At 60.3% G+C, this 25,192-nt stretch carries 20 protein-coding genes; 8 read left to right on the forward strand and 12 right to left on the reverse strand.

Annotated features, from left to right (window positions below; genetic code table 11):
• Positions 1 to 150: 150 nt before the first annotated feature.
• The gene (locus HU715_RS22660) at positions 151 to 2,238 is read right to left on the reverse strand and encodes a mechanosensitive ion channel family protein (RefSeq protein ID WP_186707701.1); all 2,088 of its coding nucleotides are present in this window, start codon (positions 2,236 to 2,238) and stop codon (positions 151 to 153) included.
• 289 nt (positions 2,239 to 2,527) lie between these two features.
• Between HU715_RS22660 and HU715_RS22665 the strand changes: the two genes are divergently transcribed.
• The 4 genes from HU715_RS22665 to HU715_RS22680 are packed head-to-tail and all read left to right on the forward strand — an operon-like array spanning position 2,528 to position 6,546.
• On the forward strand, positions 2,528 to 3,454 hold the full coding sequence (locus HU715_RS22665; RefSeq protein ID WP_186707703.1) for a DUF72 domain-containing protein: 927 nt from the start codon (positions 2,528 to 2,530) through the stop codon (positions 3,452 to 3,454).
• On the forward strand, positions 3,451 to 4,263 hold the full coding sequence (locus HU715_RS22670) for an endonuclease/exonuclease/phosphatase family protein (RefSeq protein WP_186707705.1): 813 nt from the start codon (positions 3,451 to 3,453) through the stop codon (positions 4,261 to 4,263). The genes HU715_RS22665 and HU715_RS22670 overlap by 4 nt, the downstream gene beginning before the upstream one ends.
• Positions 4,260 to 5,558, forward strand: a complete 1,299-nt coding sequence (clsB, locus tag HU715_RS22675) for a cardiolipin synthase ClsB (RefSeq protein ID WP_186707707.1) — start codon at positions 4,260 to 4,262, stop codon at positions 5,556 to 5,558. Before HU715_RS22670 ends, clsB begins: the two co-directional genes overlap by 4 nt.
• Positions 5,545 to 6,546, forward strand: coding sequence for a lysylphosphatidylglycerol synthase domain-containing protein (locus HU715_RS22680; protein WP_186707709.1), 1,002 nt, complete (start codon positions 5,545 to 5,547; stop codon positions 6,544 to 6,546). Before clsB ends, HU715_RS22680 begins: the two co-directional genes overlap by 14 nt.
• Positions 6,547 to 6,705: 159 nt before the next feature.
• On the opposite strand, the gene HU715_RS22685 is transcribed toward HU715_RS22680, so the two are convergent.
• The 3 genes from HU715_RS22685 to HU715_RS22695 all read right to left on the reverse strand — a co-directional run bounded on the left by HU715_RS22685 (position 6,706) and on the right by HU715_RS22695 (position 9,888).
• Positions 6,706 to 7,464 carry an alpha/beta hydrolase family protein gene (locus tag HU715_RS22685; RefSeq protein ID WP_186707711.1) on the reverse strand — a complete coding sequence of 253 codons (759 nt, stop codon included), beginning with the start codon at positions 7,462 to 7,464 and terminating at the stop codon, positions 6,706 to 6,708.
• Positions 7,454 to 8,557, reverse strand: coding sequence for a DUF3182 family protein (locus HU715_RS22690; protein ID WP_186707713.1), 1,104 nt, complete (start codon positions 8,555 to 8,557; stop codon positions 7,454 to 7,456). Before HU715_RS22690 ends, HU715_RS22685 begins: the two co-directional genes overlap by 11 nt.
• A gap of 332 nt (positions 8,558 to 8,889) precedes the next feature.
• Complete coding sequence (locus HU715_RS22695; protein WP_186707715.1) at positions 8,890 to 9,888, reverse strand: GlxA family transcriptional regulator; 999 nt, start codon at positions 9,886 to 9,888, stop codon at positions 8,890 to 8,892.
• 98 nt (positions 9,889 to 9,986) lie between these two features.
• Here HU715_RS22695 and HU715_RS22700 point away from each other — a divergent pair, with 98 nt between their 5' ends.
• Complete coding sequence (locus HU715_RS22700) at positions 9,987 to 10,544, forward strand: cysteine hydrolase family protein (protein WP_186707717.1); 558 nt, start codon at positions 9,987 to 9,989, stop codon at positions 10,542 to 10,544.
• Positions 10,545 to 10,756: 212 nt separating this feature from the next.
• A complete protein-coding gene (locus tag HU715_RS22705; RefSeq protein WP_186707719.1) occupies positions 10,757 to 11,251 on the forward strand; it encodes a hypothetical protein in 495 nt (164 codons plus the stop codon).
• 50 nt (positions 11,252 to 11,301) lie between these two features.
• Here the strand turns inward: HU715_RS22705 and HU715_RS22710 are convergent, their stop codons facing one another.
• Both HU715_RS22710 and HU715_RS22715 read right to left on the reverse strand, forming a co-directional pair.
• On the reverse strand, positions 11,302 to 13,689 hold the full coding sequence (locus HU715_RS22710) for a glycoside hydrolase family 31 protein (RefSeq protein ID WP_186707722.1): 2,388 nt from the start codon (positions 13,687 to 13,689) through the stop codon (positions 11,302 to 11,304).
• Positions 13,686 to 15,002 carry an MFS transporter gene (locus tag HU715_RS22715; RefSeq protein ID WP_186707724.1) on the reverse strand — a complete coding sequence of 439 codons (1,317 nt, stop codon included), beginning with the start codon at positions 15,000 to 15,002 and terminating at the stop codon, positions 13,686 to 13,688. Before HU715_RS22715 ends, HU715_RS22710 begins: the two co-directional genes overlap by 4 nt.
• A gap of 211 nt (positions 15,003 to 15,213) precedes the next feature.
• On the opposite strand from HU715_RS22715, the gene HU715_RS22720 reads away from it, so the two are divergent.
• Positions 15,214 to 16,281, forward strand: coding sequence for a substrate-binding domain-containing protein (locus tag HU715_RS22720; protein WP_186707726.1), 1,068 nt, complete (start codon positions 15,214 to 15,216; stop codon positions 16,279 to 16,281).
• Positions 16,282 to 16,409: 128 nt separating this feature from the next.
• Here HU715_RS22720 and HU715_RS22725 read toward each other — a convergent pair whose 3' ends face one another.
• Together HU715_RS22725 and HU715_RS22730 are read right to left on the reverse strand one after the other, a co-directional pair.
• Positions 16,410 to 16,931, reverse strand: a complete 522-nt coding sequence (locus HU715_RS22725; RefSeq protein WP_003206078.1) for a single-stranded DNA-binding protein — start codon at positions 16,929 to 16,931, stop codon at positions 16,410 to 16,412.
• 9 nt (positions 16,932 to 16,940) lie between these two features.
• A complete protein-coding gene (locus tag HU715_RS22730; RefSeq protein WP_186707728.1) occupies positions 16,941 to 18,338 on the reverse strand; it encodes an MFS transporter in 1,398 nt (465 codons plus the stop codon).
• A gap of 179 nt (positions 18,339 to 18,517) precedes the next feature.
• Here HU715_RS22730 and uvrA point away from each other — a divergent pair, with 179 nt between their 5' ends.
• Positions 18,518 to 21,352, forward strand: coding sequence for an excinuclease ABC subunit UvrA (gene uvrA / locus HU715_RS22735; protein WP_186707730.1), 2,835 nt, complete (start codon positions 18,518 to 18,520; stop codon positions 21,350 to 21,352).
• 92 nt (positions 21,353 to 21,444) lie between these two features.
• On the opposite strand, the gene bfr is transcribed toward uvrA, so the two are convergent.
• From bfr to HU715_RS22755, 4 genes are all read right to left on the reverse strand, one after another.
• A complete protein-coding gene (bfr, locus tag HU715_RS22740; RefSeq protein WP_186707732.1) occupies positions 21,445 to 21,909 on the reverse strand; it encodes a bacterioferritin in 465 nt (154 codons plus the stop codon).
• A gap of 158 nt (positions 21,910 to 22,067) precedes the next feature.
• On the reverse strand, positions 22,068 to 23,516 hold the full coding sequence (locus HU715_RS22745) for a catalase (protein ID WP_186707734.1): 1,449 nt from the start codon (positions 23,514 to 23,516) through the stop codon (positions 22,068 to 22,070).
• 223 nt (positions 23,517 to 23,739) lie between these two features.
• A complete protein-coding gene (gene rplQ / locus HU715_RS22750) occupies positions 23,740 to 24,126 on the reverse strand; it encodes a 50S ribosomal protein L17 (protein ID WP_003186009.1) in 387 nt (128 codons plus the stop codon).
• Positions 24,127 to 24,168: 42 nt separating this feature from the next.
• Positions 24,169 to 25,170, reverse strand: coding sequence for a DNA-directed RNA polymerase subunit alpha (locus HU715_RS22755; RefSeq protein ID WP_003186012.1), 1,002 nt, complete (start codon positions 25,168 to 25,170; stop codon positions 24,169 to 24,171).
• Between the last annotated feature and the right edge of the window lie 22 nt (positions 25,171 to 25,192).

Genomic DNA, 25,192 nt, shown 5'->3' on the forward strand with positions numbered 1-25,192 from the left:
GGTTGAGGGTGCCTGGGCTGTCCCCTTCGCGAGCAAGCCCGCTCCCACATTGGACCTCCTGTGTACTCAGACTCTGTGTTCACTCTCGATCCAGTGTGGGAGCGGGCTTGCTCGCGAAGAGGCCATAAGCCCCACTACAACATTCAGCAGCTATTGAGGTTGATCAAGTGCTCCATCTCCCTCCTGCCGCCTATCCATCAACCGCTTCGGCATCACCACCTGCTGTGGATAAGTCTGCGCAAAATGCACCGCCGGGTGGTTATCCACAAGCTTTTTCAGCCGCTGGTTGAACGCCCGGCTCACCGCATACTGCCCACCCGACACGGTGCGGAACTGCGCCGTGAGTACCACGCCGTTGAGGTCCATCTTGTCCACGCCGAACACATCCAGCGGCCCTTGCAGGTTGAACTTGAGGAACGGGTCCTCGGCAATCGAACGCCCGGCTTCGCGAATCAACTCGATGGCCTCGTCCACGTCGGTGTCGTAGGTGAATTGCACGGAGAAGAACGCAAAGGCGAATTGCCGGGACTGGTTGGTCACGGCCTTGATCTGGCCGAACGGCACCGAATGCACGAACCCCTTGCCGTCGCGCAGGCGCAGGGTGCGGATGGTCAGGCCTTCGACGGTGCCGGCGTGGCCGGAGCTGAGCACCACCCAGTCGCCGATGGACAGCGTGTCCTCGATGATGATGAACAACCCGGTGATCACGTCCTGCACCAGTTGCTGGGACCCGAAACCGATCGCCAGCCCCACCACCCCGGCACCGGCCAGCAATGGTGCGACGTTGATGCCCAGGTTGGCCATGGTGGTGATAGCGCAAATCACCACCAGGATGATTTTCGCGGCGTTGCGCAACAGCGGCAGGATGGTCTTGACCCGGGTGCTGGGCTGGCGCGCGCCGCGCTTGTTCAGCGGCGGCTTCAAGGCTTCCTGGATCGCCGTGTCGAGCACCACCCAAGTGAGCCAGGTCATCAGGACGATCAGGCCGATGCGGCTCAAGGAATCACTGATGGCCCGACCGATGGCATTGCGCGAGGCGAATTCGAACAGGGATATCCCCCAGATTCGTCCGAGGATTTCAATGAATGCCACCGCCATGACGATGCGTAGCAAGGCGTGCAGCAGACTTAGCAAACGGCCCTTGTAGGCGCTGTTGCGCTGGATGGCTTCGGCCTTGGGCGACTTGAAGACATGTTGGAACACGGTGCTGAGAAACACCGTGGCGATCAGCAGGATGGTGGTGAACAAGGCACAACGCAGGGCTTTCTGGTTGTCCTCGCCGACGCCGATCAGGCTCACCGCCGACACCAGCACCATCAGCAGGATCGGCCAATACCAGAGCCCGGAAAAAATCCGCAGCGACTCCTGCAAGGCCGGCTGCTTCAAGCGCTGGGCCAGCGGGCGGTTGCGAATCAAGTGCGCCACTGGCCGGCGCATGTGAATCACCAGCCAGCCAAAGATCATCGACGCCGACAGCCCGGTGAACACCGCGACGCTGCTGGTGATGTTACCGCCCAGTTGCCGGGCGATCTGCGGGCTGGTCAGGGCATCGCTGAGGGCGGCGAGAAAGCCGATCAGAAACAACGGCCGCGGGCTGAAGCGCCGAATGATCGCCACCGCGCGACGCTTGTGCCCGGCGTTGAACATGACGATCACGCAGAGCAACACCGAGGTGGAGAAAATACCGCTGCTGGTGGCGTAGGCGAAGCACAGCGCCAGGGCACGACCGACCGAGACTTGCAGAAAGTGGCTGATATAGAGGGTCAGCGGCAGGCACGCCACCGCCGGCAAGGTATAGGGCAGCAGGTAACCGAGTAGGTCGTGCACGCGCTGACGGGTACGCAACCAACGGCGCCGACCGAGACGCCGCACCAGCAATCGCGCGCCAGCCCATAACAGCGCAAACGTCCCCAGCCACACGCCGGAGAGCAAGAGGAAATCCCCCGCCACACGCCAGGACGACCGGGACGTCTGGTCCACCAGCCGGTCCACCTCGTCCGCCGCCCGGTCCGCCCGAAGGCGCCAGGCATCCACCAGGCTCTGGTTGAGGTCGAGTTTGTCCTGGACGTCGTCGATGCTCGAACTGATGGCCCCCAACAACCCGCCCTGCACCAACGGCGCGGGCTCGGCGGGCGGTTCGTCGGGCTTGGCGGTGCCAGGGACAGCGGCGGTCCCGTAGGCGCTGGTGCCGGTCATCGCCAGCAACAACAGCAGCAATACAGTGCTCAATCGAGACAAAACGCGAGGCTCCTTCACACGGGATGGGTAAGGAACTGATCAATATTGGGCCGGCAAGTTCGCCCGGAAGATCAATACAACCCCTGTGGCGAGGGAGCTTGCTCCCGCTGGGGCGCGTAGCGGCCCTGTTTTTTTGGGGGCTGCTGCGCAGCCCAACGGGAGCAAGCTCCCTCGCCACAGAATCCGCGTCTCCCCTCTTCCGTCGGTAAGACCATCGAAACTTTCCAGCTCGCGCGGCGGTCATCAAAAGACACAGGCGGTACGAGGTCATTGGCACGGGGAGGGATACATGACGGCGATCCACATTGGTATTTCCGGCTGGCGCTACACGCCTTGGCGGGGGGATTTCTACCCCAAGGGGCTGACCCAGAAACGGGAATTGCAATTCGCCTCGCGAGCGGTCAACAGTATCGAAATCAATGGATCGTTCTACGCCCTGCAACGCCCCGAACGGTATGCCCAGTGGTATGCCGAGACCCCACCCGGCTTCGTGTTCAGCGTCAAGGCCCCGCGTTTCATCACCCACATCAAGCGCCTGCGGGACATTCGCAAGCCGTTGGCCAACTTTTTCGCCTCCGGTGTGCTGGAGCTCAAGGAAAAGCTGGGGGCGATCCTCTGGCAGTTCCCGCCCAGCTTCAAATTCGACCCTGGGCTGTTCGAGGACTTTCTCAAGCAACTGCCCCACGACACCGAAGGCGCCGCCGCCCTGGCCCGAGAGCACGAGCCGCGCCTGGACGGCCACGCCAGCACCGAGACGGAAAAGAAACGCCCACTGCGCCACGCCGTGGAGATCCGCCACGAAAGCTTTATCGACCCGCACTTCGTCACGTTGCTCAAGCGCTACAACGTGGCCCTGGTGGTCGCCGACACCGCCGGTAAATGGCCCTATCGCGAAGACGTCACCAGCGATTTCGTCTACCTGCGCCTGCACGGCGCCGAAGAGCTGTACGCCAGCGGCTACACCGACGAGGCGTTGAAGCGCTGGGGCGACCGGATCGAGGCCTGGAGCCACGGCAAGCAGCCGAGCGATGCGCACCTGATCGACCCGGACAAGAAACCCCGGGCACGCAAGAGCCGGGAAGTGTTCTGCTATTTCGACAACGACATCAAAGTCCGCGCGCCCTACGACGCACGTCATCTGCTGGAGCGCTTCCATCTGGACAAGGACCTCGCCACCGCGCCCGGCGAGCGTCCGGCCGAAGGGGTGCTGCCATGAACCGTCCAGAACACAGCGAAGCGACCCATGAGCCGACCCAACAACGGCCCCACGATCTCGACCGAGTCAGCCGTTTCACCGTGCTGACGGTCAATACCCACAAGGGTTTCACGGCCCTGAACCGGCGCTTCATCCTGCCCGAGCTGCGCGAAGCGGTGCGCAGTGTCTCCGCCGACGTGGTGTTCCTGCAGGAAGTCCACGGCACCCACGAGCACCATCCCCAGCGCTACAGCAACTGGCCGAGCATGCCGCAATACGAATTCCTCGCCGACACCCTCTGGCCGCAGTTCGCTTACGGACGCAATGCGGTATACCCGGCGGGCGACCACGGTAATGCGCTGCTGTCGAAATTCCAGATCATTCGCCACGAGAATCTCGACGTGTCCATCAGCGGCCACGAAAGCCGCGGCATGCTCCACAGCGTGCTGCGCCTGCCAGGCGGCGAAGGGCAGGAGGTGCATGCCATTTGCGTGCACCTGGGGTTGCGCGAAGGCCATCGCGTCGAGCAATTGAAACTGCTTTGCCAGCGCCTGAGCGAATTGCCGTCCGACGCGCCGGTGATTGTCGCCGGCGACTTCAACGACTGGCGCGGCAAGGCCAACGACCTGCTCCAACCCTGCGGCCTGCGGGAGGTGTTCGCCGAACAGTGGGGCAAACCGGCCCGCAGTTTCCCGGCACGCCTGCCGATCCTGCGCCTGGACCGCATCTATGTGCGCAACCTCAAGGCCCATCACGCCAAGGTATTGAATGTACGCCCCTGGTCGCACCTTTCCGACCACGCACCGCTGTCGGTGGAGATCGAATTATGAGCGCGACGATGAACAAGGCGACGGTGGAAAAGATCGAGGTGCCGCCGACCGAACGCAACCCGGCGCTGGCCGACATCGAATACGGCTGGCACGGCAACAACCGCGTCATCCTGCTGGAAAATGGCGAGGAATATTTCCCTCGGGTGTTCGAGGCGATTCGCCGTGCCCAGGAAGAAATCCTCCTTGAGACCTTCATTCTCTTCGAGGACAAGGTCGGCTGTGAACTGCGGGACCTGCTGGTGGATGCGGCCCGACGCGGCGTGCGGATCACCGTCAACCTCGACGGCTTCGGCTGCGGTGAGCTGACCACCGAGTTCCTGGCATCCTTGAGCGACGCCGGGGTGCGCTTGCAGATGTTCGACCCGGCGCCCCGGCACTTGGGGATCCGCACCAACTGGTTCCGTCGCCTGCACCGCAAGATCGTGGTGGTGGACGGGGTGATTGCGTTCATCGGCGGGATCAATTTTTCCGCCGACCACCTGGGGGATTTCGGCCCCGAGGCCAAGCAGGATTATTCCGTGGAGGTCAAAGGCCCGGCGGTGGTGGATATCCATCACTTCGCGCTGTTGCAGAGCGGCCGGCCCGCGCGGGCCAAGTATTGGTGGCAACGCCGCCGCAGCCGCCGCAACGAGCTGGCGTTCAGCGACCATGACGGCCAGGTGCGCCTGGTCTACCGGGACAACCACGAGCACCAGACCGACATCGAAGAGGTCTACCAACAAGTGCTGCGCAGCGCCAAACGGCGGGTGGTGATCGCCAATGCCTATTTCTTCCCCGGCTACCGGTTGCTGCGCGAGATCCGCAATGCCGCCCGGCGCGGGGTGGAGGTGCGGCTGATCCTGCAAGGGCAGCCGGACATGATGATCGCCAAGCTCGCGGCGCGGATGCTTTATGACTATCTGCTCAAGGCCGGCGTGACAATTTATGAATATTGCGAGCGGCCGCTGCACGGCAAGGTCGCCCTGGTGGATGAGGATTGGAGCACCGTCGGCTCGAGCAACCTCGACCCGTTGAGTCTGTCGCTGAACCTGGAAGCCAACGTGCTGATCCGCGACCGGGCGTTCAACCGCGAGCTGTTCGAGCGCCTCGATCACCTGAGCCGCGAACACTGCACCGCCATGCCCGAAAACCATGCACCCCGGGGCCTGCTGTGGCGCATGACCATCGGTTTCATGGTGTTCCACTTTCTGCGTCATTTCCCGGCCTGGGCCGGCTGGTTGCCGGCTCACAAACCGCGTCTGAAACCTTTTTCACCGCCAACGGCGGTCCGGAGCGAACCCCATGAACCACTCTGAAGCGCACACCGCGCCGAGGGATGCCCATGCGCCGGAGCAGGCCAAGCCCAAATCCCGCTGGAGTCGCTGGAAACGCCCGCTGACCCTGGCGTTCTTCCTGCTGCTGATCGTGCTGTTCACGGCCTTGGCCCGGCGCATCGACTGGTCCGAAGTGTTTGCCACCCTGGCCGATTTCAAGGTGCGCACCTTGATCATCGCCGCCGCGCTGACCATCACCAGTTTCATCACCTATGCCTGCTTCGACCTGATCGGTCGCACGTACATCCGCCAGAAACTCGGTTGGCGGCAGATCCTGCCGGTGGGGGTGATCAGCTACGCCTTCAACCTCAACCTCAGCGCCTGGGTCGGCGGCATCGCCATGCGCTATCGGCTGTATTCGCGGCTGGGGGTCAGCACCGGGAACATCGCCAAGATTCTCGGCCTGAGCCTGGCCACCAATTGGTTCGGCTACATGACCCTGGCCGGGGTGGTGTTCAGCAGCGGCCTGGTGACGATGCCGCCGGGCTGGAAACTCAGCAGCACGGCACTGCAAGGCGTGGGCGTGCTGTTATTGCTGGCAAGTGCCGGGTACCTGGCGGCCTGTCGGTTTTCCAAGCGTCGGGCCTGGACCGTGCGCGGCATGGAAATCAACCTGCCGTCGCCACGCATGGCGGTGCTGCAACTGGCCTTGGGCGCGCTGAACTGGTCGCTGATGGCGGCGGTGATCTTCACGTTGCTGCCCAGCAAACTGGATTACCCGGTGGTACTCGGGGTGTTACTGATCAGCAGCATTGCCGGGGTCATCACTCATATTCCGGCGGGGCTCGGGGTGTTGGAGGCGGTGTTCGTCGCCCTGCTGCAACACGAGGTGTCGCGGGGCAGCCTGCTGGCGGGGTTGATTGCCTACCGGGCGATCTACTTCATCCTGCCGTTGCTGATTACGGTGGTGATGTATTTGGTGATCGAAGCGAAGGCCAAGGCGTTGCGGGTCAAGCCTGGGCTCAAGTGATGGGTCGCCTGAATGATGAGTTGCTTGTGCGGGCCCCTTCGCGAGCAAGCCCGCTCCCACAGGGATTTGTGCTGGGTACAAATTTTTTGTTTCTCGTAGATCCAGTGTGGGAGCGGGCTTGCTCGCGAAGAGGCCCACACAGACGATACACCCCCCCGATCACCGCGCCTGAATAATGCTCAACCGCTCTCCCACCACCATTTCCGTGATCCAGTCCACCAGGATCGAGGTGTAAGCCTGTTGTGACACGGGGTCGCTCAAGGCATGGTCGGCGCCGTCGATGATCCGGTGCGTCAATGAATGGGTCTGCTGGCACGCCGCCCGATAACTCATGATCGTGGCATGGGGCACGTAGGTATCGGTCTCGGATTCCACCAGCAACACATCACCGGTGAACTGCGAACACGCCTGCAAGGCGCGATTGGTGCTGGCGTGCACCAGGGTGCTGCGGTAATCCAGCAGGTCGGTCTTGTCCAGGTCGCGCTTGGGGGTGTGCCACTGCTCGTCGCGGTACAGCGCCGGCACCCGCAGGGCGAGCCAGCGCACAGGGCGCAGCGACGTCAGGATCGAGGCCAGGTAACCGCCATAACTGGTGCCCACCACGGCAATCGCCGACGTGTCCAAGCCCGGATGGGCGAGCAAGCGGTCGTATGCCGCCAACAGATCCCGCAGGTTGTCCTCGCGGGTGACCCGGGACAAGGGAATCCCCGCCCCGCCGGTGTGTCCGCGCAAGTCGAAGGTCAGGCACACGCAGCCGAGGCCGGCGATGCCTTTGGCCCGTTCCAGGTCCCGTTCCTGGCTGCCGCCCCAACCGTGTACAAACAACACGCCAGGGACCTTCGACTTGGGGCTGAGGAAGGTCCCGTTCATATGCTCGTCATCAATTGCAATCTGGATCGTTTCGCTTCTAGCCGTCATAGGATTGAACCGTTACGTATTTGAGTAGGAAATCACCGTTTTCCGCCGCGCCGCGATACACCTCCCTGGCACCGGTCGGCAGCGGTTGGTCGCGGTAGGTCTCCACCGAGGACACCCGCACCGCGCTGGTTTCAGGCGTTTCGACGAACACCTGCAAGGCCGCCAGCTCGGCGCTGCTGGCGCCGCCCATGCGCCAGGATTGTTCCAGCACGCCGCCACGGGGCTGGCCGGCGGCATCCAGGCCTTGGGCGATGTCGTAGTTGCGCCGCGACGCAAAAAAGCTCGGATAGGCCTGGTTGGCGGCGTCATCGAACACTTGTGCCAGGCGCACCGCCTCGCGCACATCGTCGGGCAGTTCGAGCCTGAGCAACTCTATATAGCCGCCCTGCACCACCAGCAGGTCCGACCCGCCATAAACCTCCAGCCCTTGGCTGTCGTGGGTCAGGTGCTGCACGCCGCAATAGCTCATGACCTTGCCGTTGATGAAGCTCTGGCCGACGCTCTGGGTCTTGACCTCGTTGAGGTGCTGTTCCAGCACCACCCCTTCGCGAAACAGCGCCTGGGCGTCAGGATCGGCGACGATTTCATCGAACTGCGCCAGGCTCTTGATCAGCCGTTGGCCACGCCCGGCACAGGCGTGGATCGGCTTGAGGCGGATCGGCCCGGTGTAGAGCAAATGTTCGGCGGCCGGACGCGCATCCTTGAGGGAAAAGACGGTCACACCATCAAGCACCGCGCCGCGGGTGAGCTTGGCAAACAGGGGCGACCAGCCTTTGGGCGCCACGGCGTCCTTATTCAACAGACCGTGGGTAATCGCCTTGGTGCAGATAAAATCGTGCTCGACGTACCCTCCCCACACATCCTCCGGCCCCTTGATCCCCAGGCGCATCAAGGCTTCAGGGCCGATCAGGGTTTGTGTGGGCAACAGATATAGATCATGACCGGCCTGGGAATCATGACGGTCGCCGCATTCCCATCCCAGGATCTGTGCCAGCCACTGGGCCAGTGCACGGTTGGTCTCGACTTCATGACGCGGCGCTTGTGGATTGACCGAATAGGCCACGACCCGTTTGTTGCGATTGACTGATGTCATGCGGTGCCCTTTTTCCTGCGCTCGATGGCTTGAGAAAAGGGAAGGTGCAGAGATCAGGCCAACGGTGACATGAGCGATGAGTGTCAGCCAAGCGGGCGCATTGTGCGCAATTGATAGCACCTGGCCTGTTTCATTCTGCACGACAGACGGCAGGCTTCCGGCAAATTGCACGATGCCAGCCTGCAGTCACAGCCTCCAACCTGTGGCGAGGGAGCTTGCTCCCGCTGGGGTGCGAAGCGCCCCCAGAAAAAGAACCTCCACCGCGGTGTGTCAGTCAGGATGGTGGGGCTGCTGCGCAGCCCAGCGGGAGCAAGCTCCCTCGCCACAAAGGGTCACGGCTGTTTTGAAGAACTCGACGGGCTCACTCCGAATCTCGCCCGGTAATCGCTCGGCGCCAATCCAGTGATTTTCCTGAACGTCGCACGAAAGGCGCTGGGGTCCTGGTAGCCGACGGTCCAAGCGATGTGGTCGATGGTGCCGTTGGTGAACTCCAGCATTTCCCGGGCCTTGCCGACCCGCAGGTGCTGGCAGTATTCGGTGGGCTTGAGCCCGGTGGCGGCACGGAAGCGGCGCAGGAAGGTGCGCTCTTCCAGTCCGGCCCGTTCGGCCATCGCCCCGAGGGAAACCTCCACCGCGCCGTTGCCTTGCAACCAATGCTGGACCTTGAGAATCGCCCCGTCGCCATGGCCGAGGATGGGCGCGAAGTTACTGCCGCACTGGCTCGCGCTGTCGCTGTGTTCGATCACCAGGAACTGCGCCGTGCGCGTAGCGATGCTGGGCCCGAGCAGGCGGTCCACCAGGCGCAGCCCCAGTTCCGACCAGGCCATCAGCCCGGCGGTGGTGATCAGATCGCCGTCGTCGACGATGGGTTTGTCGGCGTTGAGCTTGATCTTCGGGTAACGGGCAGCGAAATTCTTGGCCGAAGTCCAATGAGTGGTGGCGCTGCGCCCGTCGAGCAAGCCGCTCTCGGCCAACAGGATCGAGCCGACACACACACCGCCGAGCACGGTGCCGCCCGCATGTTGTGCACGCAGCCAATCCATCAGCGCCGGCGTCGCCAGGCCTTCATCGAAACCGGCGATGGATGGCGGGATCAGCAGCGCAACCAACGGGCCCACCGGACCGGTTTCGCTGTCGAAGACCCGCCGCGGCGCCTCGCCATTGTCGGTCTGCCAGTGACTGACCCGCAGCCGTGGCAATGGTGCACTGGCCTGCTCGGCCGCGATCCGCTGGGCCACGGCGAACAGATCGGTCAAGCCATGCACCGCCGCCATTTGCGCGCCGGGGTAGATGAGCACCCCCAGCTCGGCAGTTGCCCTTTGCTGCGTCATTGTCAGTTTTCCCTCGCTTATTGTCGTTGTGGCCAATCCTCGACCCGGTGGTAAACGCCAATACTGGCGCCCTACCCAACCTGATCGAGGAAGCCCTCATGTCCAAGCAAGCGCTCATCGTAGTCGATATCCAGAACGACTACTTCCCCCAGGGAAAATGGCCACTGGTCGGTGCCGACGCCGCCGCCGATAACGCCGCGCGGCTGATCGAGGCGTTTCGCCAGGCCGGAAACAGCGTGGTGCACATCCGCCACGAATTCACTTCCGACGACGCGCCCTTCTTCACCCCAGGCTCCGAAGGCGCACAGTTGCACCCCAAGGTGCTCAACCATGCCGACGAACCGGTGGTCCTCAAGCACTTCGTCAATTCGTTTCGCGAAACCGAACTGCAAGCCCTCCTTGAACAACACGGCGTCGAGCAACTGGTGGTGGTCGGCAGCATGAGCCACATGTGCGTCGATGGCGTCGTGCGGGCGGCGGCGGACCTGGGTTACGGCGTCACGGTGATCCACGATGCCTGCGCGACCCTTGATCTGGAATTCAACGGCGTTGTGGTCCCGGCCGCCCACGTGCACGCGGCGTTCATGTCGGCGCTGGGGTTTGCTTATGCGAGTGTGGTGAGTACCGAGCAATTCCTGAGCGACAGCCAGGCGTAGGCGCAGCCATAAACAGCAAGCGAAAATGACTAGGCGTGTGCGAGTCGTTACGACGAGAATGGCCGGGTATTTTCCCAAGAGCCAGCCGCATGAAACGCAGACGCCCGCCGCGCCTGGTCGAATCGCCCTTCCCGATCGCTACCTCAGCGCCACGGCACCCGCCCACGTGGGATTGCTCAAGCGACGTGTCCAGGCCGGGATTCCTGGGGACCATGATTTACGCTGCGGGGATGTTGCTGGCCCTGCCCGTCTATTGGCTGGCAGTGTTTACCCTGATGCTGTTCAAGGTCGAAGGCCTGTCGCCGATTCACAAGCAGGTCATTATGGAACCGCTGGTTATCGCGCTCATGTTCATCAGTGCGTTCGCGGCCGTCTGCGTGATCAAATGGCTGGCATCCGGACCCGAAGTCCTTGGGTTCTGCTTCGACGAACGCCAGCAACGCCTCACCTTCACCCAGCGCCGCCCTGCCCGGCAAAGCACCGAAGAAAGCGTCCCCTACAGCGATATCCATTACATCAAGCCCTACACCTTGACCACTTTTGCCAACGTGAATCACTTTGATGTCGGCTACACCGGAGCCGATGGCAAACCGATTTCGCTTCGGTTTCGGACGGACATCACGGTGGCGGAAATGGCGTTCCATGCCACGTGGCTGACGCAGTCGATTGGCGAGAGGATGCAGGAGCTATTGGATCTGGACTTGTGAGTTCCTGGATTTGCCCTCCTGGACTGGGGAGGGCAAGACTTACCAGCGAATCAATGAAGTGGTCGATGCTCCGGAATATCGGCCAATTTCAAATCGCAGCCGCTACGGCCATTGATTCTCAAGGCTCTCGCATCCGCGCCCTTCAAGGACACCTCAAGCTGCTCCCACGCCGGACGAAAATCCCCCGTCTTGGCGATCGTCAAATCAATGAAGTCCGGGCCATATTCAAGGGTCCATTTGATAACGAGGCAGTTTCCATTTTTCCAGTCATGACTGATGCCGTCGTCTTCAAACAACACACCGCTGGAGGCGCCTGAAGGTGCAGGGAAAACCACCAGCTCGCGACGCCGATCAAGCGAGGGATCGTTAAGCTTGTGGCATTCACCGCTCGGTATCGCAGCGCCCCCTCGCACCAACAAGGGCAACCGTTCCAAAGGCGCATCCAGAACAACGTGTTGGCCGCCTTCGTACCAGTCACCGGTATGCCAGTCGCACCATCCTGTCGCATTCAGGGGTAGCCAAACCTCGCGCTCGCGTGCGCCTTCCGCCACAACGCTGGCGACGAGGATGTCTCGCCCAAGCATGAATTCGTCGTTTTCCTTGAACGTTTGAGGGTCATGCTCGTGGTCAAGAAACGTAGGCCGCAAAATGGGCTCATCGGCGTGACTGGCTTGCCACAGCAAGGTGTAGAAATAAGGCATCAACCGATATCTGAGCCTGATCGCGTCACGGACCGCATCGGTGACCGCTGGATGCATCCAGGGCTCATTGACCGTGCCATCATCGTTCCAGGAGTGAATGGTGAAGCGCGGATGCATCACACCATTCTGGACCCAACGGACAAACAGCTCGGGATCCGGTTTATTGCCGGAAAACCCACCGACATCGTGCCCCACGTTGTACAACCCCGACAGGCTCATGCCCAGGCCCATGCGGGTGTTGTAGCGCAGTGTTTGCCAGTTGGTTCGGTTATCACCGCTCCACGTCTGAACATAACGCTGCATGCCGGCGCACCCTGAGCGTGAGATGAGGTAGGGCCGTTCCGATGGCGAAAACCGCTGTTGTGCCTCTAGAGACGCTCTCATCATCAGCAATGCCATGACGGGCCGGATATGTTTGATCGCTATCTCGCGCCCGAAGCCCTGGCAACGTGCCTCACCGTCCCACACCTCGAATTCATTGTTGTCATTCCAGGTGCATTCGATGCCCAGTTCCAAAAGCTGTGAGGTGACATTTGACTGCCACCAACCGACAGCGTCCGGGTTGGTGAAGTCCAGATGCGAGCCCTCATCGTCCCAGAACACCGACCGCTCCGGCGTGTCGTGTTCAGAGTCGCGGATGAACATCTTTTGCCTGGCCACCTCGGCGTAGCGCGGATGGTCCTGCAGCAGACAAGGCTTGATGTTGGCAATCAGCCTGACACCGGCATCGCGGTAGGCCTGGGCAAGCGCCTTGGGGTCCGGGACTTTTTCATGGTTCCAGTTGAACACATAGCGTTTTTCGCCAATGGAGGTGTACCCGGATGACAGTTGGAAAGAGTCACAGGGAATATCGTGCTGACGGCACAGGTCAAGAAACTCCAGCAACTGTTCCTGGGCGTTTTCAGCATCGGTGTAATGCATGGTCGAGCCGCTGTAGCCCAGGCTCCATTTAGGCAGGAACAAGGTGCGGCCGGTCAGGCGAACGAACGCCTTTGTCACATCCAGTATGCGCGGGCCTGCAAGGACCCAGTAGTCGAGGTCACCGGCATCCGCTTTGTATCGACGATAGGGTCGGTGATAGTTATCCAGCTCGTTACCCAGGTCAAACAGGCTAGTGTTCAGGTTGTCATAAAACATCCCGAAGCTGGCGTGTTCCTGGTGCGTGATGACAAAGGGAATATGCTTGTACAGCGGGTCGGTGCTCGCAGCGTCATACCCCATTGCATCCAGGTTACGCATTTCAAAACGTTTGCCGGCGCGATTCAAATCGCCGGTTTTTTCGCCGAGCCCGTAGTAGCGATGTTCAGGCGCGCGCAGTTGGTAATGCTCCAGGCCTTCACCATGAGCGTCAAGCGCATAGGCACCGGTGGGCCGATCCGAGACCAATGGCCTCCAGCACTGGCCATCGTGGTATTCCCACTGCAACCACAGCGGACGATTTACCGTGATACGCAGTTTTTTAGTCGTCAGTACCAACCGGTCCTGGAACGCTTCGACCCGATACGCGGGCAAAGAGAAATCCGCTACCGACTCGCGGGGCCGGCCCTCCCAGGCGACGTCCTCCCGGGGCGCAATGCTCCAGGTCCGATCCAATGCCAAGGCGCCTGCGCGTATGAGCAGGACACGCGCCAAACCGTCTTCGAGGATATAGATTCTGAAGAGATGTCGGCCCTCGACCAGGAGCTCGATGTAGCCTTTTTCCTGGGCCTGCAACGTCCAGACTTTAAGTGACTTCATTGGGCACGCACCGCTTTAGGTTTGGACACTCTGTCGGCGATAAACAAAATCATGAAAAATGCACCTATAAAGTCAAAGAGCCCCATCGCAATGAACAATGGGTTGAATCCTATTTTGTCCACGCTGACACCGATGATCAGCGAGAAAATAAAGCTGGCAATCCAGGCGCATGAACCTCGCATTCCGTTCACCGTCGCCAACTCATCCCGATCAAACGTTTCGACAACCAGTGCGCTTAACATGCAGGAAATAATCTGGTGGCCAAAACCGCCGACGGAAATAAGCGCAATCGCAACATAGGGGTCTTTTACCTGAGTCATCACGGCTAACGAAAACATCAGGAACGCGCCGGTGATTGAACTGGCGACGATCGAGTTCACCCGGGTGCACTTGAAAAACCGATGGTAAGCGCGTGAGAGATAACCGCTGGCGATACTGCCCAGATCCGCCGCCAGAAACGGAACCCAGGCAAACAGTACGATTTGCTTGAGGTCCATTCCTCTTTCGTTGGCCAGATACAGCGGCACCCAAAAACTCATGACCGCCCATGCCGGTTCCGCCATGAAGGCGGGAAGCGCGATACCGTAAAACCGCTTGTCCCGACCAATCTTTTTCAACGCTTTGAAAAATGGCATTTGCTGGCCGATTTTTTCGCCGTCTTGTTGGATGTGCTCCAACTCATTGGGCGACAAGCGCGGGTGGATATTGGGGGCGTGGTAGAGCCATCCCCAGACGGCGGCCCATATCAGGCCGATCCCCCCGGAAATCAGAAATGCGCCCTGCCAGCCCAGGCTTACATGAGCCAGATAGATGATGGGAGGGGCGAGCATCGCCCCCAGGGAAAAACCAACCCCCGCCCAACCCGCGGCGATAGGTCGTTCCTTTTTTGGAAACCAGTCCCCTATCGCCTTGGCATTGGCAGGCGTAGCCGCTGCCTCCGAAGCGCCCATGAAAAAACGCAGAATCGCCAGATGGACCCAACTCGCTGCCCCTGCATGGAGAAGGCACATCACTGACCATACGATGGCGCATATCACGAAGCCGAGCTTGAGCCCGATCGCATCGATCAGCCACCCGCAGATGGGTTGGAAAACGGTATAGGCAAGTTGAAACGAGGCGACCACCCATGAGTACTGTTCAGTCGACATGCTGAAGGTAGTTTTTAGTTCGGGCGCCAGGATGCCCAATGAATTGCGGGTTATGTAGTTGACGGTGACGCCGAGTAAAAACAGCGAGAGCATCCACCAACGCAGATGCGGGATGAACTTTAGCTTGGCCGAAAGTCGAGCATTGCGTTCGATATCGATAGTCATCAATTCTTCGCCTGTCGCCGGATTTTCCGGCGTTTTGTTTTTATTTGAGGCTTGACGCTATGGCAACTGCCCAGGACTCGTACAGAAGCAAGCCTGTATAAATTTACATTCTGCTCTTGCACTGCTTCTCAGAAACCCAAACACGCTAGGATTGATGGCCCTTTTCTGCTATGAAAGCTTTTACATAAATTGTCTCAATGGATAAGCCGCGGTGGCGAAACTACGCATTGCTGAAATAGCGGCACAGACGGGCCTGTCCATCGCGACGGTGTCGCGGGTGCTTGCTGGCAAATCAAATACCCGCCCGGCCACGAGAGAGAAAGTGCTGGCGGCGGCTCGTCAACAGGGCGTGATGGAGGGCCTCGCCAATGGTCGTTTCCTGCTCAACGGGCTGACCATCTTCGCGCCCTCGCGGGCCTTCAACGTACGCTCGGATATTTTTTACTACAAAGTTATCCAGGGCATTACACAGGCGGTCGCGCAACATGATGTACGAGTCCGCTACTGCGAGCTTGAAGAGGTCGATAGCGACGCATTGTTGTTTTTGGAGAAGATGAATCAGAAGGACACCGGTGCGGCGATCCTGATTGGCATCGATGATCCCCACATACACCAACTGGCGGCCGATCTCAGCAAGCCGACGGTGCTGATCAACTGCATCGATCGCAGCATGCGCCTGCCCTCGATATCGCCCGACCACTTTTTAATCGGTCATTATTCGATCAATTATCTGTTTCAGATGGGGCACCGAAATGTGCTGACTCTCCAATGTCTCAGGCGGTACACGATGGATCTGCGGATACGTGGAATTCGTGAGGCATGGAAGGAGCAAAATCTCGATTTTATCGAAGCCAAACACCTATTGGTTGCCGAGGGTTTCGGCAGTGCTGAATCCGAAGCGCGGGTAGCGGCCTTTATGGAAAACTGCGCACCTGACGACCGACCGACTGCCATCCTGGCCGGGGGTGACTTCATGGCAGCTGGGGCCGTTAAAGCGCTCCAGAATGCTGGCTTGAGGGTTCCCCAGGATGTTTCAGTGATGAGCATGGACGGTTTCAACCTGGCGGACATCAACGATATACCGCTCACCACGCTTCACGTGCCCCGCGATGAATTGGGCGCAGAAGCGATAAGGGTCTTGAGGCAGCAGCTTTTCGAACCGCGATCGCCTTGTGGCAATCTTCTTCTCGGTGGGCAACTCATCACCGGCAGCTCAGTGCGGCGCATCAAGCACAGCGCCAAGCAAATGCCTGTCTATCAGAAAATTATTTATGACTGATTGATTCGCGGCTTTGCACAGAACGAAAAAAAACCCTCCAGGCTTTGCAGCGAAGAGGGCTTTTTTCGAACTTGAGGTATCAACGAGTGAGGAGCCTCATCGACCAATACCACTGAATCCTAGGCAGATCAGAACGGAATATCGTCATCAAAGCTGTCGAAATCCGGAGCCGGCTGCGGCGCGGCCTGTTGTGGGGCCGGGCGTTCGCGTTGTGGCTGTGGCGCCGACTGCGGACGAGGTGCCTGCTGACGTGGGGCCGGAGCCGACTGCTGGTAGTTGTTGCCACCTTGCTGCTGGTCGCCCTGCGGACGGCCACCGAGCAACTGCATGGTGCCTTGCATGTCGACCACGATTTCGGTGGTGTAGCGCTTGATGCCGTCTTTTTCCCACTCGCGGGTCTGCAACTTGCCTTCGATGTACACCTGCGAACCCTTGCGCAGGTATTCGCCGGCAATCTCGGCCACCTTGCCGAACATCGACACGCGGTGCCATTCGGTCTTCTCGACCTTCTGGCCAGTCTGCTTGTCGGTCCACTGTTCGCTGGTCGCCAGACTCAGGTTGGTCACGGCGTTGCCGTTCGGCAGGTAGCGAACTTCGGGATCCTGGCCGCAAGTACCGACCAATATGACTTTGTTAACCCCACGGGCCATAACGTTCTCCTAGGCTTCGCACGTAGTCGGGGCCGGGTTGTTCACCAGGCGCTCGAGCGTCGCGCGATCCAATAATTCGGTGTCCAGTTTGATGTATACGGCCGCCTCGTCGGCGACCACCACTGCATCGGTTACTCCAACGACGGCCTTCAGACGCTCGGTCAGGCCAGCCTCACGAATCGCCTCGGGCGATAAGGGCAAGCGCAGGCTCGTCACATAGGGAGGTTCGCGCATGGTAACAGCAAAGGCCAGCCAAAGTGCAGCCAGCGCGGCGCATCCCAGGAACACAACCGACAAACCGCCATGCTGGAACAACCAGCCGCCGAGGATCCCGCCCAACGCCGAGCCCAGGAACTGGCTGGTGGAGTAGACCCCCATCGCCGTGCCCTTGCCGCCCGCCGGTGAAACCTTGCTGATCAGCGACGGCAGCGATGCTTCCAGCAGATTGAACGCGGTGAAGAACACCACCGTGCCGATCACCAAGGCTCGCAAGCTATCGCCGAACTGCCAGAAGAATAGCTCAGTGAGCATCAGCGTCACGACGGCGCCGAGCAAAACTCGTTTCATTTTGCGTCGTTTCTCGCCATAGATGATGAAGGGAATCATGGCGAAGAACGAAATCACCAGCGCCGTCAGGTACACCCACCAGTGCTGCTCCTTGGGCAGGCCGGCCTTCTCGACCAATGCCAACGGCAAGGCGACGAAGCTGGACATCAGCATGGCGTGGAGCACGAAGATGCCCAGGTCCAAGCGCAACAGGTCCGGGTGCTTGAGCGTCGGGATCAGTGCCTGGCGCGCCACCCCCGACTCGCGGTGCTGCAGCGGTCCGGTGGCGCGCGGCACCATGAACGCCACGATCAGGATTCCCACCAGGGCCATGGCGCCGGTCGCCAGGAACAGGCCCGACAAGCCAAAGGCACGGGTCAGCAAGGGGCCGACCACCATGGCCACGGCGAACGACAGACCAATGGTCATGCCGATCATGGCCATGGCCTTGGTGCGATGTTGTTCGCGGGTCAAGTCTGACAGCAGCGCCATGACGGCCGCGGAAATAGCCCCGGCGCCTTGGAGGATGCGTCCGGCGATCACGCCCCAGATCGAGTCGGCATTGGCCGCCAGCACGCTGCCGAGGGCGAAGACGATCAGCCCCAGGTAGATGACCGGGCGCCGGCCGATGCGGTCGGAAATGATCCCGAACGGGATCTGGAAGATCGCCTGGGTCAGGCCATAGGCGCCGATCGCCAAGCCGATGAGGGCCGGCGTCGCGCCCGCCAGGTCCATGCCATAGGTCGCCAGCACCGGCAACACCATGAACATGCCCAGCATACGAAAGGCGAACACCAGGGCCAGGCCGCTCGCTGCGCGGGTCTCGCCACGACTCATGCGTTCGCTGTGGGGATCTTGCATGGAAAAACCTCATGTGAACCGGCGGCGATTCTACCAGTCCCATCGATTGAGAGGGTATATGGCGACCGTTTGCCGCGCAGTCTTCATGTATGGCCGCAATCGCGTCCTCAATAGTGTGCATCCATCCAGTATTTGCCCGTATACTCCTACGTTTTCGACGCCCGCCGAGCGAGGCCACTTTGGACAAGATCCTGATTCGTGGGGCCCGTACCCACAACCTGAAGAACATCGACCTGACCCTGCCACGGGACAAGCTGATCGTCATCACCGGCCTGTCCGGATCCGGCAAGTCATCCCTGGCCTTCGACACGCTGTACGCTGAAGGCCAGCGCCGCTATGTCGAATCGCTGTCGGCCTACGCCCGGCAGTTCCTGTCGATGATGGAAAAACCCGACGTCGACACCATCGAAGGCCTGTCGCCGGCCATTTCCATCGAACAGAAGTCGACCTCCCATAACCCACGGTCGACGGTCGGCACCATCACCGAGATCTACGATTACCTGCGCCTGCTGTATGCGCGGGTCGGTATTCCCCGTTGCCCCGATCACGATATTCCCCTGGAAGCCCAGACCGTCAGCCAGATGGTCGACCTGGTGCTGGCCCAGCCGGAAGGCAGCAAGCTGATGTTGCTGGCGCCGGTGATTCGCGAGCGCAAGGGCGAACACCTGATGGTATTCGAAGAGCTGCGCGCCCAGGGCTTCGTGCGGGCCCGGGTCAACGGCAAGCTGTGCGAACTGGACGAGTTGCCGAAGCTGGATAAACAGAAGAAGCACTCGATCGATGTGGTGGTTGACCGCTTCAAGGTCCGCGCCGACTTGCAACAACGCCTGGCCGAGTCCTTCGAGACCGCGCTGAAACTGGCCGACGGCATCGCCCTGGTCGCACCGATGGACGACGAACCCGGCGAAGAGATCATTTTCTCCGCACGCTTCGCCTGCCCGATCTGCGGCCACGCCATCAGCGAGCTGGAACCCAAGCTGTTCTCCTTCAACAACCCGGCCGGCGCCTGCCCGACCTGCGACGGCCTGGGGGTCAAGCAGTTCTTCGACACCAAGCGACTGGTCAATGGCGAACTGACCCTGGCCGAAGGCGCGATTCGCGGCTGGGACAGGCGCAACGTCTATTACTTCCAGATGCTCGGTTCGCTGGCGGCCCATTACAAGTTCAGCCTGGACAAGCCGTTCAACGAATTGCCCGCCGACCAGCAGAAATTCATCCTGCACGGCAGCGGCTCGCAGAATGTCGATTTCAAATACCTCAACGACCGCGGCGATATCGTCAAGCGCTCCCACCCGTTCGAAGGCATCGTGCCGAACCTGGAGCGACGCTACCGCGAGACAGAGTCAGCCAGCGTGCGCGAAGAACTGGCCAAGTTCCTCAGCACCCAGCCCTGCCCCGATTGCCGTGGTACGCGCCTACGTCGCGAAGCGCGGCATGTGTGGGTCGGCGAGAAGACGCTGCCGGCGGTGACCAACCTGCCGATTGGCGACGCCACCGAGTATTTCGGCGGCTTGAAGCTCACCGGTCGTCGTGGCGAAATCGCCGACAAGATCCTCAAGGAAATCCGCGAGCGCCTGCAGTTCCTAGTAAACGTCGGCCTGGATTACCTGACCCTCGATCGCAGCGCCGACACCCTGTCCGGCGGCGAAGCCCAGCGTATCCGCCTCGCCAGCCAGATCGGCGCCGGCCTGGTGGGGGTGATGTACATCCTCGACGAGCCGTCCATCGGCTTGCACCAACGAGATAACGACCGGTTGCTCGGAACCCTGAAGCACCTGCGGGACATCGGCAACACGGTGATCGTGGTCGAGCACGACGAGGACGCCATCCGTTTGGCCGACTACGTGGTGGACATCGGCCCGGGTGCAGGCGTGCATGGCGGGCACATCGTCGCCCAGGGCACCGCCGCCGAAGTCATGGCGCACCCTGACTCGTTGACGGGTAAATACCTGTCGGGCCGGGTCAAGATCAAGGTCCCGGCCAAGCGCACGCCGCGTAACAAGAAGCTGTCGCTGACCCTCAAGGGGGCTCGCGGCAACAACTTGCGCAACGTCGACCTGGAAATCCCCATCGGCCTGCTGACCTGTGTCACTGGCGTGTCCGGCTCCGGCAAATCGACGCTGATCAACAACACCCTGTTCCCCCTCAGTGCCACGGCCCTGAACGGCGCCACCACCCTGGAAGCGGCCGCCCACGACAGCATCAAGGGCCTGGAGCACCTGGACAAGGTGGTCGACATCGACCAGAGCCCGATTGGCCGTACCCCGCGTTCCAATCCGGCGACCTATACCGGGTTGTTCACACCGATCCGTGAACTGTTCGCCGGCGTGCCGGAGTCCCGCTCACGGGGCTACGGCCCGGGGCGTTTCTCGTTCAACGTCAAGGGCGGGCGCTGTGAGGCCTGCCAGGGCGATGGCCTGATCAAGGTGGAAATGCACTTCCTGCCCGACATCTACGTGCCGTGCGACGTGTGCAAGAGCAAGCGCTACAACCGCGAAACCCTGGAGATCAAATACAAGGGCAAGAACATCCACGAAACCTTGGAGATGACCATCGAAGAGGCCCGGGCGTTCTTCGATGCGGTACCGGCCCTGGCGCGCAAGCTCCAGACGTTGATGGATGTAGGGCTTTCGTACATCAAGCTCGGGCAGTCGGCGACGACCTTGTCTGGCGGTGAAGCCCAGCGGGTCAAGTTGTCCCGCGAGTTGTCCAAGCGCGATACCGGCAAGACCCTGTATATCCTCGACGAGCCGACCACCGGCCTGCACTTCGCCGATATCCAGCAATTGCTCGACGTGCTGCACCGCCTTCGCGACCACGGCAACACCGTGGTGGTGATCGAACACAACCTGGACGTTATCAAGACCGCTGACTGGCTGGTGGACCTGGGGCCGGAAGGCGGTTCCAAAGGTGGCCAGATCATCGCCGTGGGGACGCCGGAACAAGTGGCCGAGATGAAGCAGTCCCACACGGGCTACTACCTCAAGCCGCTGCTGGAGCGTGATCGGGACTGATTTCACCCGGGCACGAAAAAGCCCCTGTCATCTCATCGATGGCAGGGGCTTTTTTTTCCTGTGGGAGCGAGCTTGCTTCCACAATGAATCCATCAGAACTGCGATTGCAGGTAGTTCTCCAACCCGATCAGCTTGATCAACCCCAACTGCTTTTCCAGCCAGTAAGTGTGATCTTCTTCGGTGTCGTTGAGCTGGATCCGCAGAATCTCGCGGGTCACATAGTCGTTGTGCTTCTCGCAGAGTTCGATGCCTTTGCACAGCGCAGCGCGGACTTTGTATTCCAGGCGCAGGTCGGCGGCGAGCATGTCCGGTACGGTGGTCCCGACGTCCAGGTCATCGGCACGCATGCGCGGTGTACCTTCGAGCATCAGGATCCGGCGCATCAGTGCATCGGCGTGCTGGGTCTCTTCTTCCATCTCGTGGTTGATACGTTCGTAGAGCTCGGTAAAACCCCAATCCTCGTACATCCGCGAATGGATGAAATATTGATCACGGGCTGCCAGCTCGCCGGTCAGCAACGTGTTGAGGTAATCGATTACGTCTGGGTGACCTTGCATCGCCCTACATCTCCACAAGCTTTTAAAGGTTGTAGTTTGAACCAAGCTGACCGCAAGGTCACTGCCTCAACGCAATAAAAGCGAAGAAAATCTGAGAAAACCAAGCTAAATAACGCAAAAACCGCCCTAATGAGGGCGGTTCTGCTTCTCGTTTAGACTTAGTTAAGCGCTACGCCCAACGCCTTCGCGATACCTTCTCCATAAGCAGTATCTGCTTTGTAGAAATGCTGCAGTTGACGGTCCACTACGTCCGCCGAGACACCGCCCATCGCGCCAGCGATATTGTTGATCAGCAGGGCTTTCTGCTCATCGTTCATCAAGCGGAACAGCGCACCGGCATGGCTATAGTAGTCGGTGTCTTCGCGATGATCATAACGATCCGCCGCGCCACTGAGGGCCAGCGCCGGCTCCGCGTAACGCGGGGCCTGCTTCGGCGCCTCTACATAGCTGTTGGGCTCGTAGTTCGGTGCCGCCCCGCCATTGCTGCCAAACGCCATGGCGCCGTCGCGCTGGTAGGTGTTGACCGGACTACGTGGCGCATTCACCGGCAATTGCTGGTGATTGGTGCCCACACGGTAGCGGTGGGCATCGGCGTAGGCGAAGACACGGCCCTGCAGCATGCGATCCGGCGAGAGGCCAACCCCTGGCACCATGTTGCTCGGGCCAAATGCCGCCTGCTCGACTTCAGCGAAGTAGTTCAGCGGGTTGCGGTTGAGTTCGAGTTCGCCGACTTCGATCAACGGGAATTCTTTCTGCGACCAGGTCTTGGTCACGTCGAACGGGTTCTCGTAATGCGCCGCGGCCTGGCCCTCGCTCATGATCTGGATGCAAACGCGCCATTTCGGGAAGTCACCGCGCTCGATGGCCTCGAACAGGTCACGCTGGGCGTAATCCGGGTCGGTGCCCGCCAGGCGTGCCGCTTCTGCCGGCGCGAGGTTCTTGATGCCTTGCAAGGTCTTGTAGTGCCACTTCACCCAGTGCCGCTCACCTTGTGCATTGATCAGGCTGTAGGTATGGCTGCCGAAGCCGTGCATGTGGCGGTAGCCATCCGGAATGCCGCGGTCGGAAAACAGGATGGTGACCTGGTGCAGCGCCTCAGGCGAATGCGACCAGAAATCCCACATCGCCTGGGCACTTTTCAGGTTGCTTTGCGGCAGACGCTTCTGGGTGTGGATGAAATCTGGAAACTTCAATGGATCACGGATGAAGAATACCGGCGTGTTGTTGCCGACGATGTCCCAGTTGCCTTCCTCGGTATAGAACTTCAAGGCGAAACCGCGCGGATCCCGTTCAGTGTCGGCCGAACCACGCTCGCCGCCCACGGTGGAAAACCGCAGGAAGGTGGGCGTCTGCTTGCCGATCGACTCGAACAGCTTGGCGCTGGTGTATTGGGTGATGTCCTGGGTGACGGTAAAGGTGCCGTAGGCGCCCGACCCTTTGGCATGCACACGACGCTCGGGGATGTTCTCGCGGTTGAAGTGAGCAAGCTTCTCGATCAAGTGAAAGTCGTCGAGCAGCAGCGGGCCGCGCGGACCGGCGGAGCGAGAGTTCTGGTTATCGGCGACTGGAGCGCCGCTGGCGGTCGTAAGCGTTTTGATCTGGCTCATGCTCAATCTTCCTAGGTCGGTCTTCGAACTGCCGGCTAATCGGCTGGAAAGGAGTATCGAGTATGTTAGTGACAGTATCCAAATTCATTAAATCATGGACATCGATAGTCATTATCTAAGACTGACCACTTGCCGATAGCCAAGCCAGGCGAAACGGCCCACCGGCTTTTCTTCAGGCAACAAAAAACCGGGCACAAGGCCCGGTTTTTTGTATGTTGCCGACTTACTCAGCGGATACAGCTTCACCGCTGGTAGCACGATCAACCAACTCGACGTACGCCATAGGCGCGTTGTCGCCAGCGCGGAAACCGCACTTGAGGATGCGCAGGTAGCCACCCTCACGGGTAGCGTAACGCTTGCCCAGGTCGTTGAAGAGCTTACCAACGATAGCTTTCGAGCGAGTACGGTCGAAAGCCAGACGGCGGTTAGCCAGGCTATCTGTCTTGGCCAGAGTGATCAGCGGCTCAGCAACGCGGCGCAGTTCTTTGGCTTTCGGCAGTGTAGTTTTGATCAGCTCGTGCTCGAACAGCGACACCGCCATGTTTTGGAACATGGCCTTGCGGTGCGAGCTGGTGCGGCTCAGGTGACGACCACTTTTACGATGACGCATGGTTCATTCCTTACCAAACACAACGTTCGGTGATTACGACGATCAGGCAGTCGCCTTGTCGTCCTTCTTAAGACTTGCAGGCGGCCAGTTGTCGAGGCGCATGCCGAGGGACAGACCGCGGGAGGCCAGAACGTCCTTGATTTCAGTCAAGGATTTCTTGCCAAGGTTCGGAGTCTTCAACAGCTCTACTTCGGTACGCTGAATCAGGTCGCCGATGTAGTAGATGTTTTCCGCCTTAAGGCAGTTAGCCGAACGTACAGTCAGTTCCAGATCGTCAACCGGGCGAAGCAGGATCGGATCGATCTCGTCTTCCTGCTCGACAACCACTGGCTCACTGTCACCCTTGAGGTCGACGAACGCAGCCAACTGCTGTTGCAGGATGGTTGCAGCGCGGCGGATAGCCTCTTCAGGATCCAGGGTACCGTTGGTTTCCAGATCAATAACCAGCTTGTCCAGGTTGGTACGCTGTTCGACACGGGCGTTTTCCACCACGTATGCGATACGGCGAACCGGGCTGAACGAAGAGTCAAGCTGCAAGCGACCGATGCTGCGGCTTTCGTCTTCATCGCTCTGACGCGAGTCTGCCGGTTCATAACCACGACCACGAGCTACGGTGAGCTTCATGTTCAGGGCGCCGTTAGACGCCAGGTTAGCGATTACGTGATCGGGGTTAACGATCTCGACATCATGATCCAGCTGAATATCGGCAGCGGTAACCACCCCCGAACCCTTCTTCGACAAGGTCAGCGTAACTTCGTCACGACCGTGCAGCTTGATAGCCAGACCTTTAAGGTTCAACAGGATTTCAATTACGTCTTCCTGTACACCTTCGATGGCGCTGTACTCGTGGAGCACACCGTCAATCTCGGCCTCGACTACTGCACAGCCGGGCATTGAGGACAACAGGATGCGGCGCAGCGCGTTGCCCAGGGTGTGGCCGAAACCACGCTCGAGAGGCTCGAGCGTGATCTTGGCGCGGGTTGGACTGACAACCTGCACATCAATATGGCGGGGTGTCAGGAACTCATTTACCGAAATCTGCATGGATGCACCTATTTTCTAGCCC

The sequence above is a fragment of the Pseudomonas zanjanensis genome (genome assembly GCF_014268745.2).
Classification (GTDB): domain Bacteria; phylum Pseudomonadota; class Gammaproteobacteria; order Pseudomonadales; family Pseudomonadaceae; genus Aquipseudomonas; species Aquipseudomonas zanjanensis.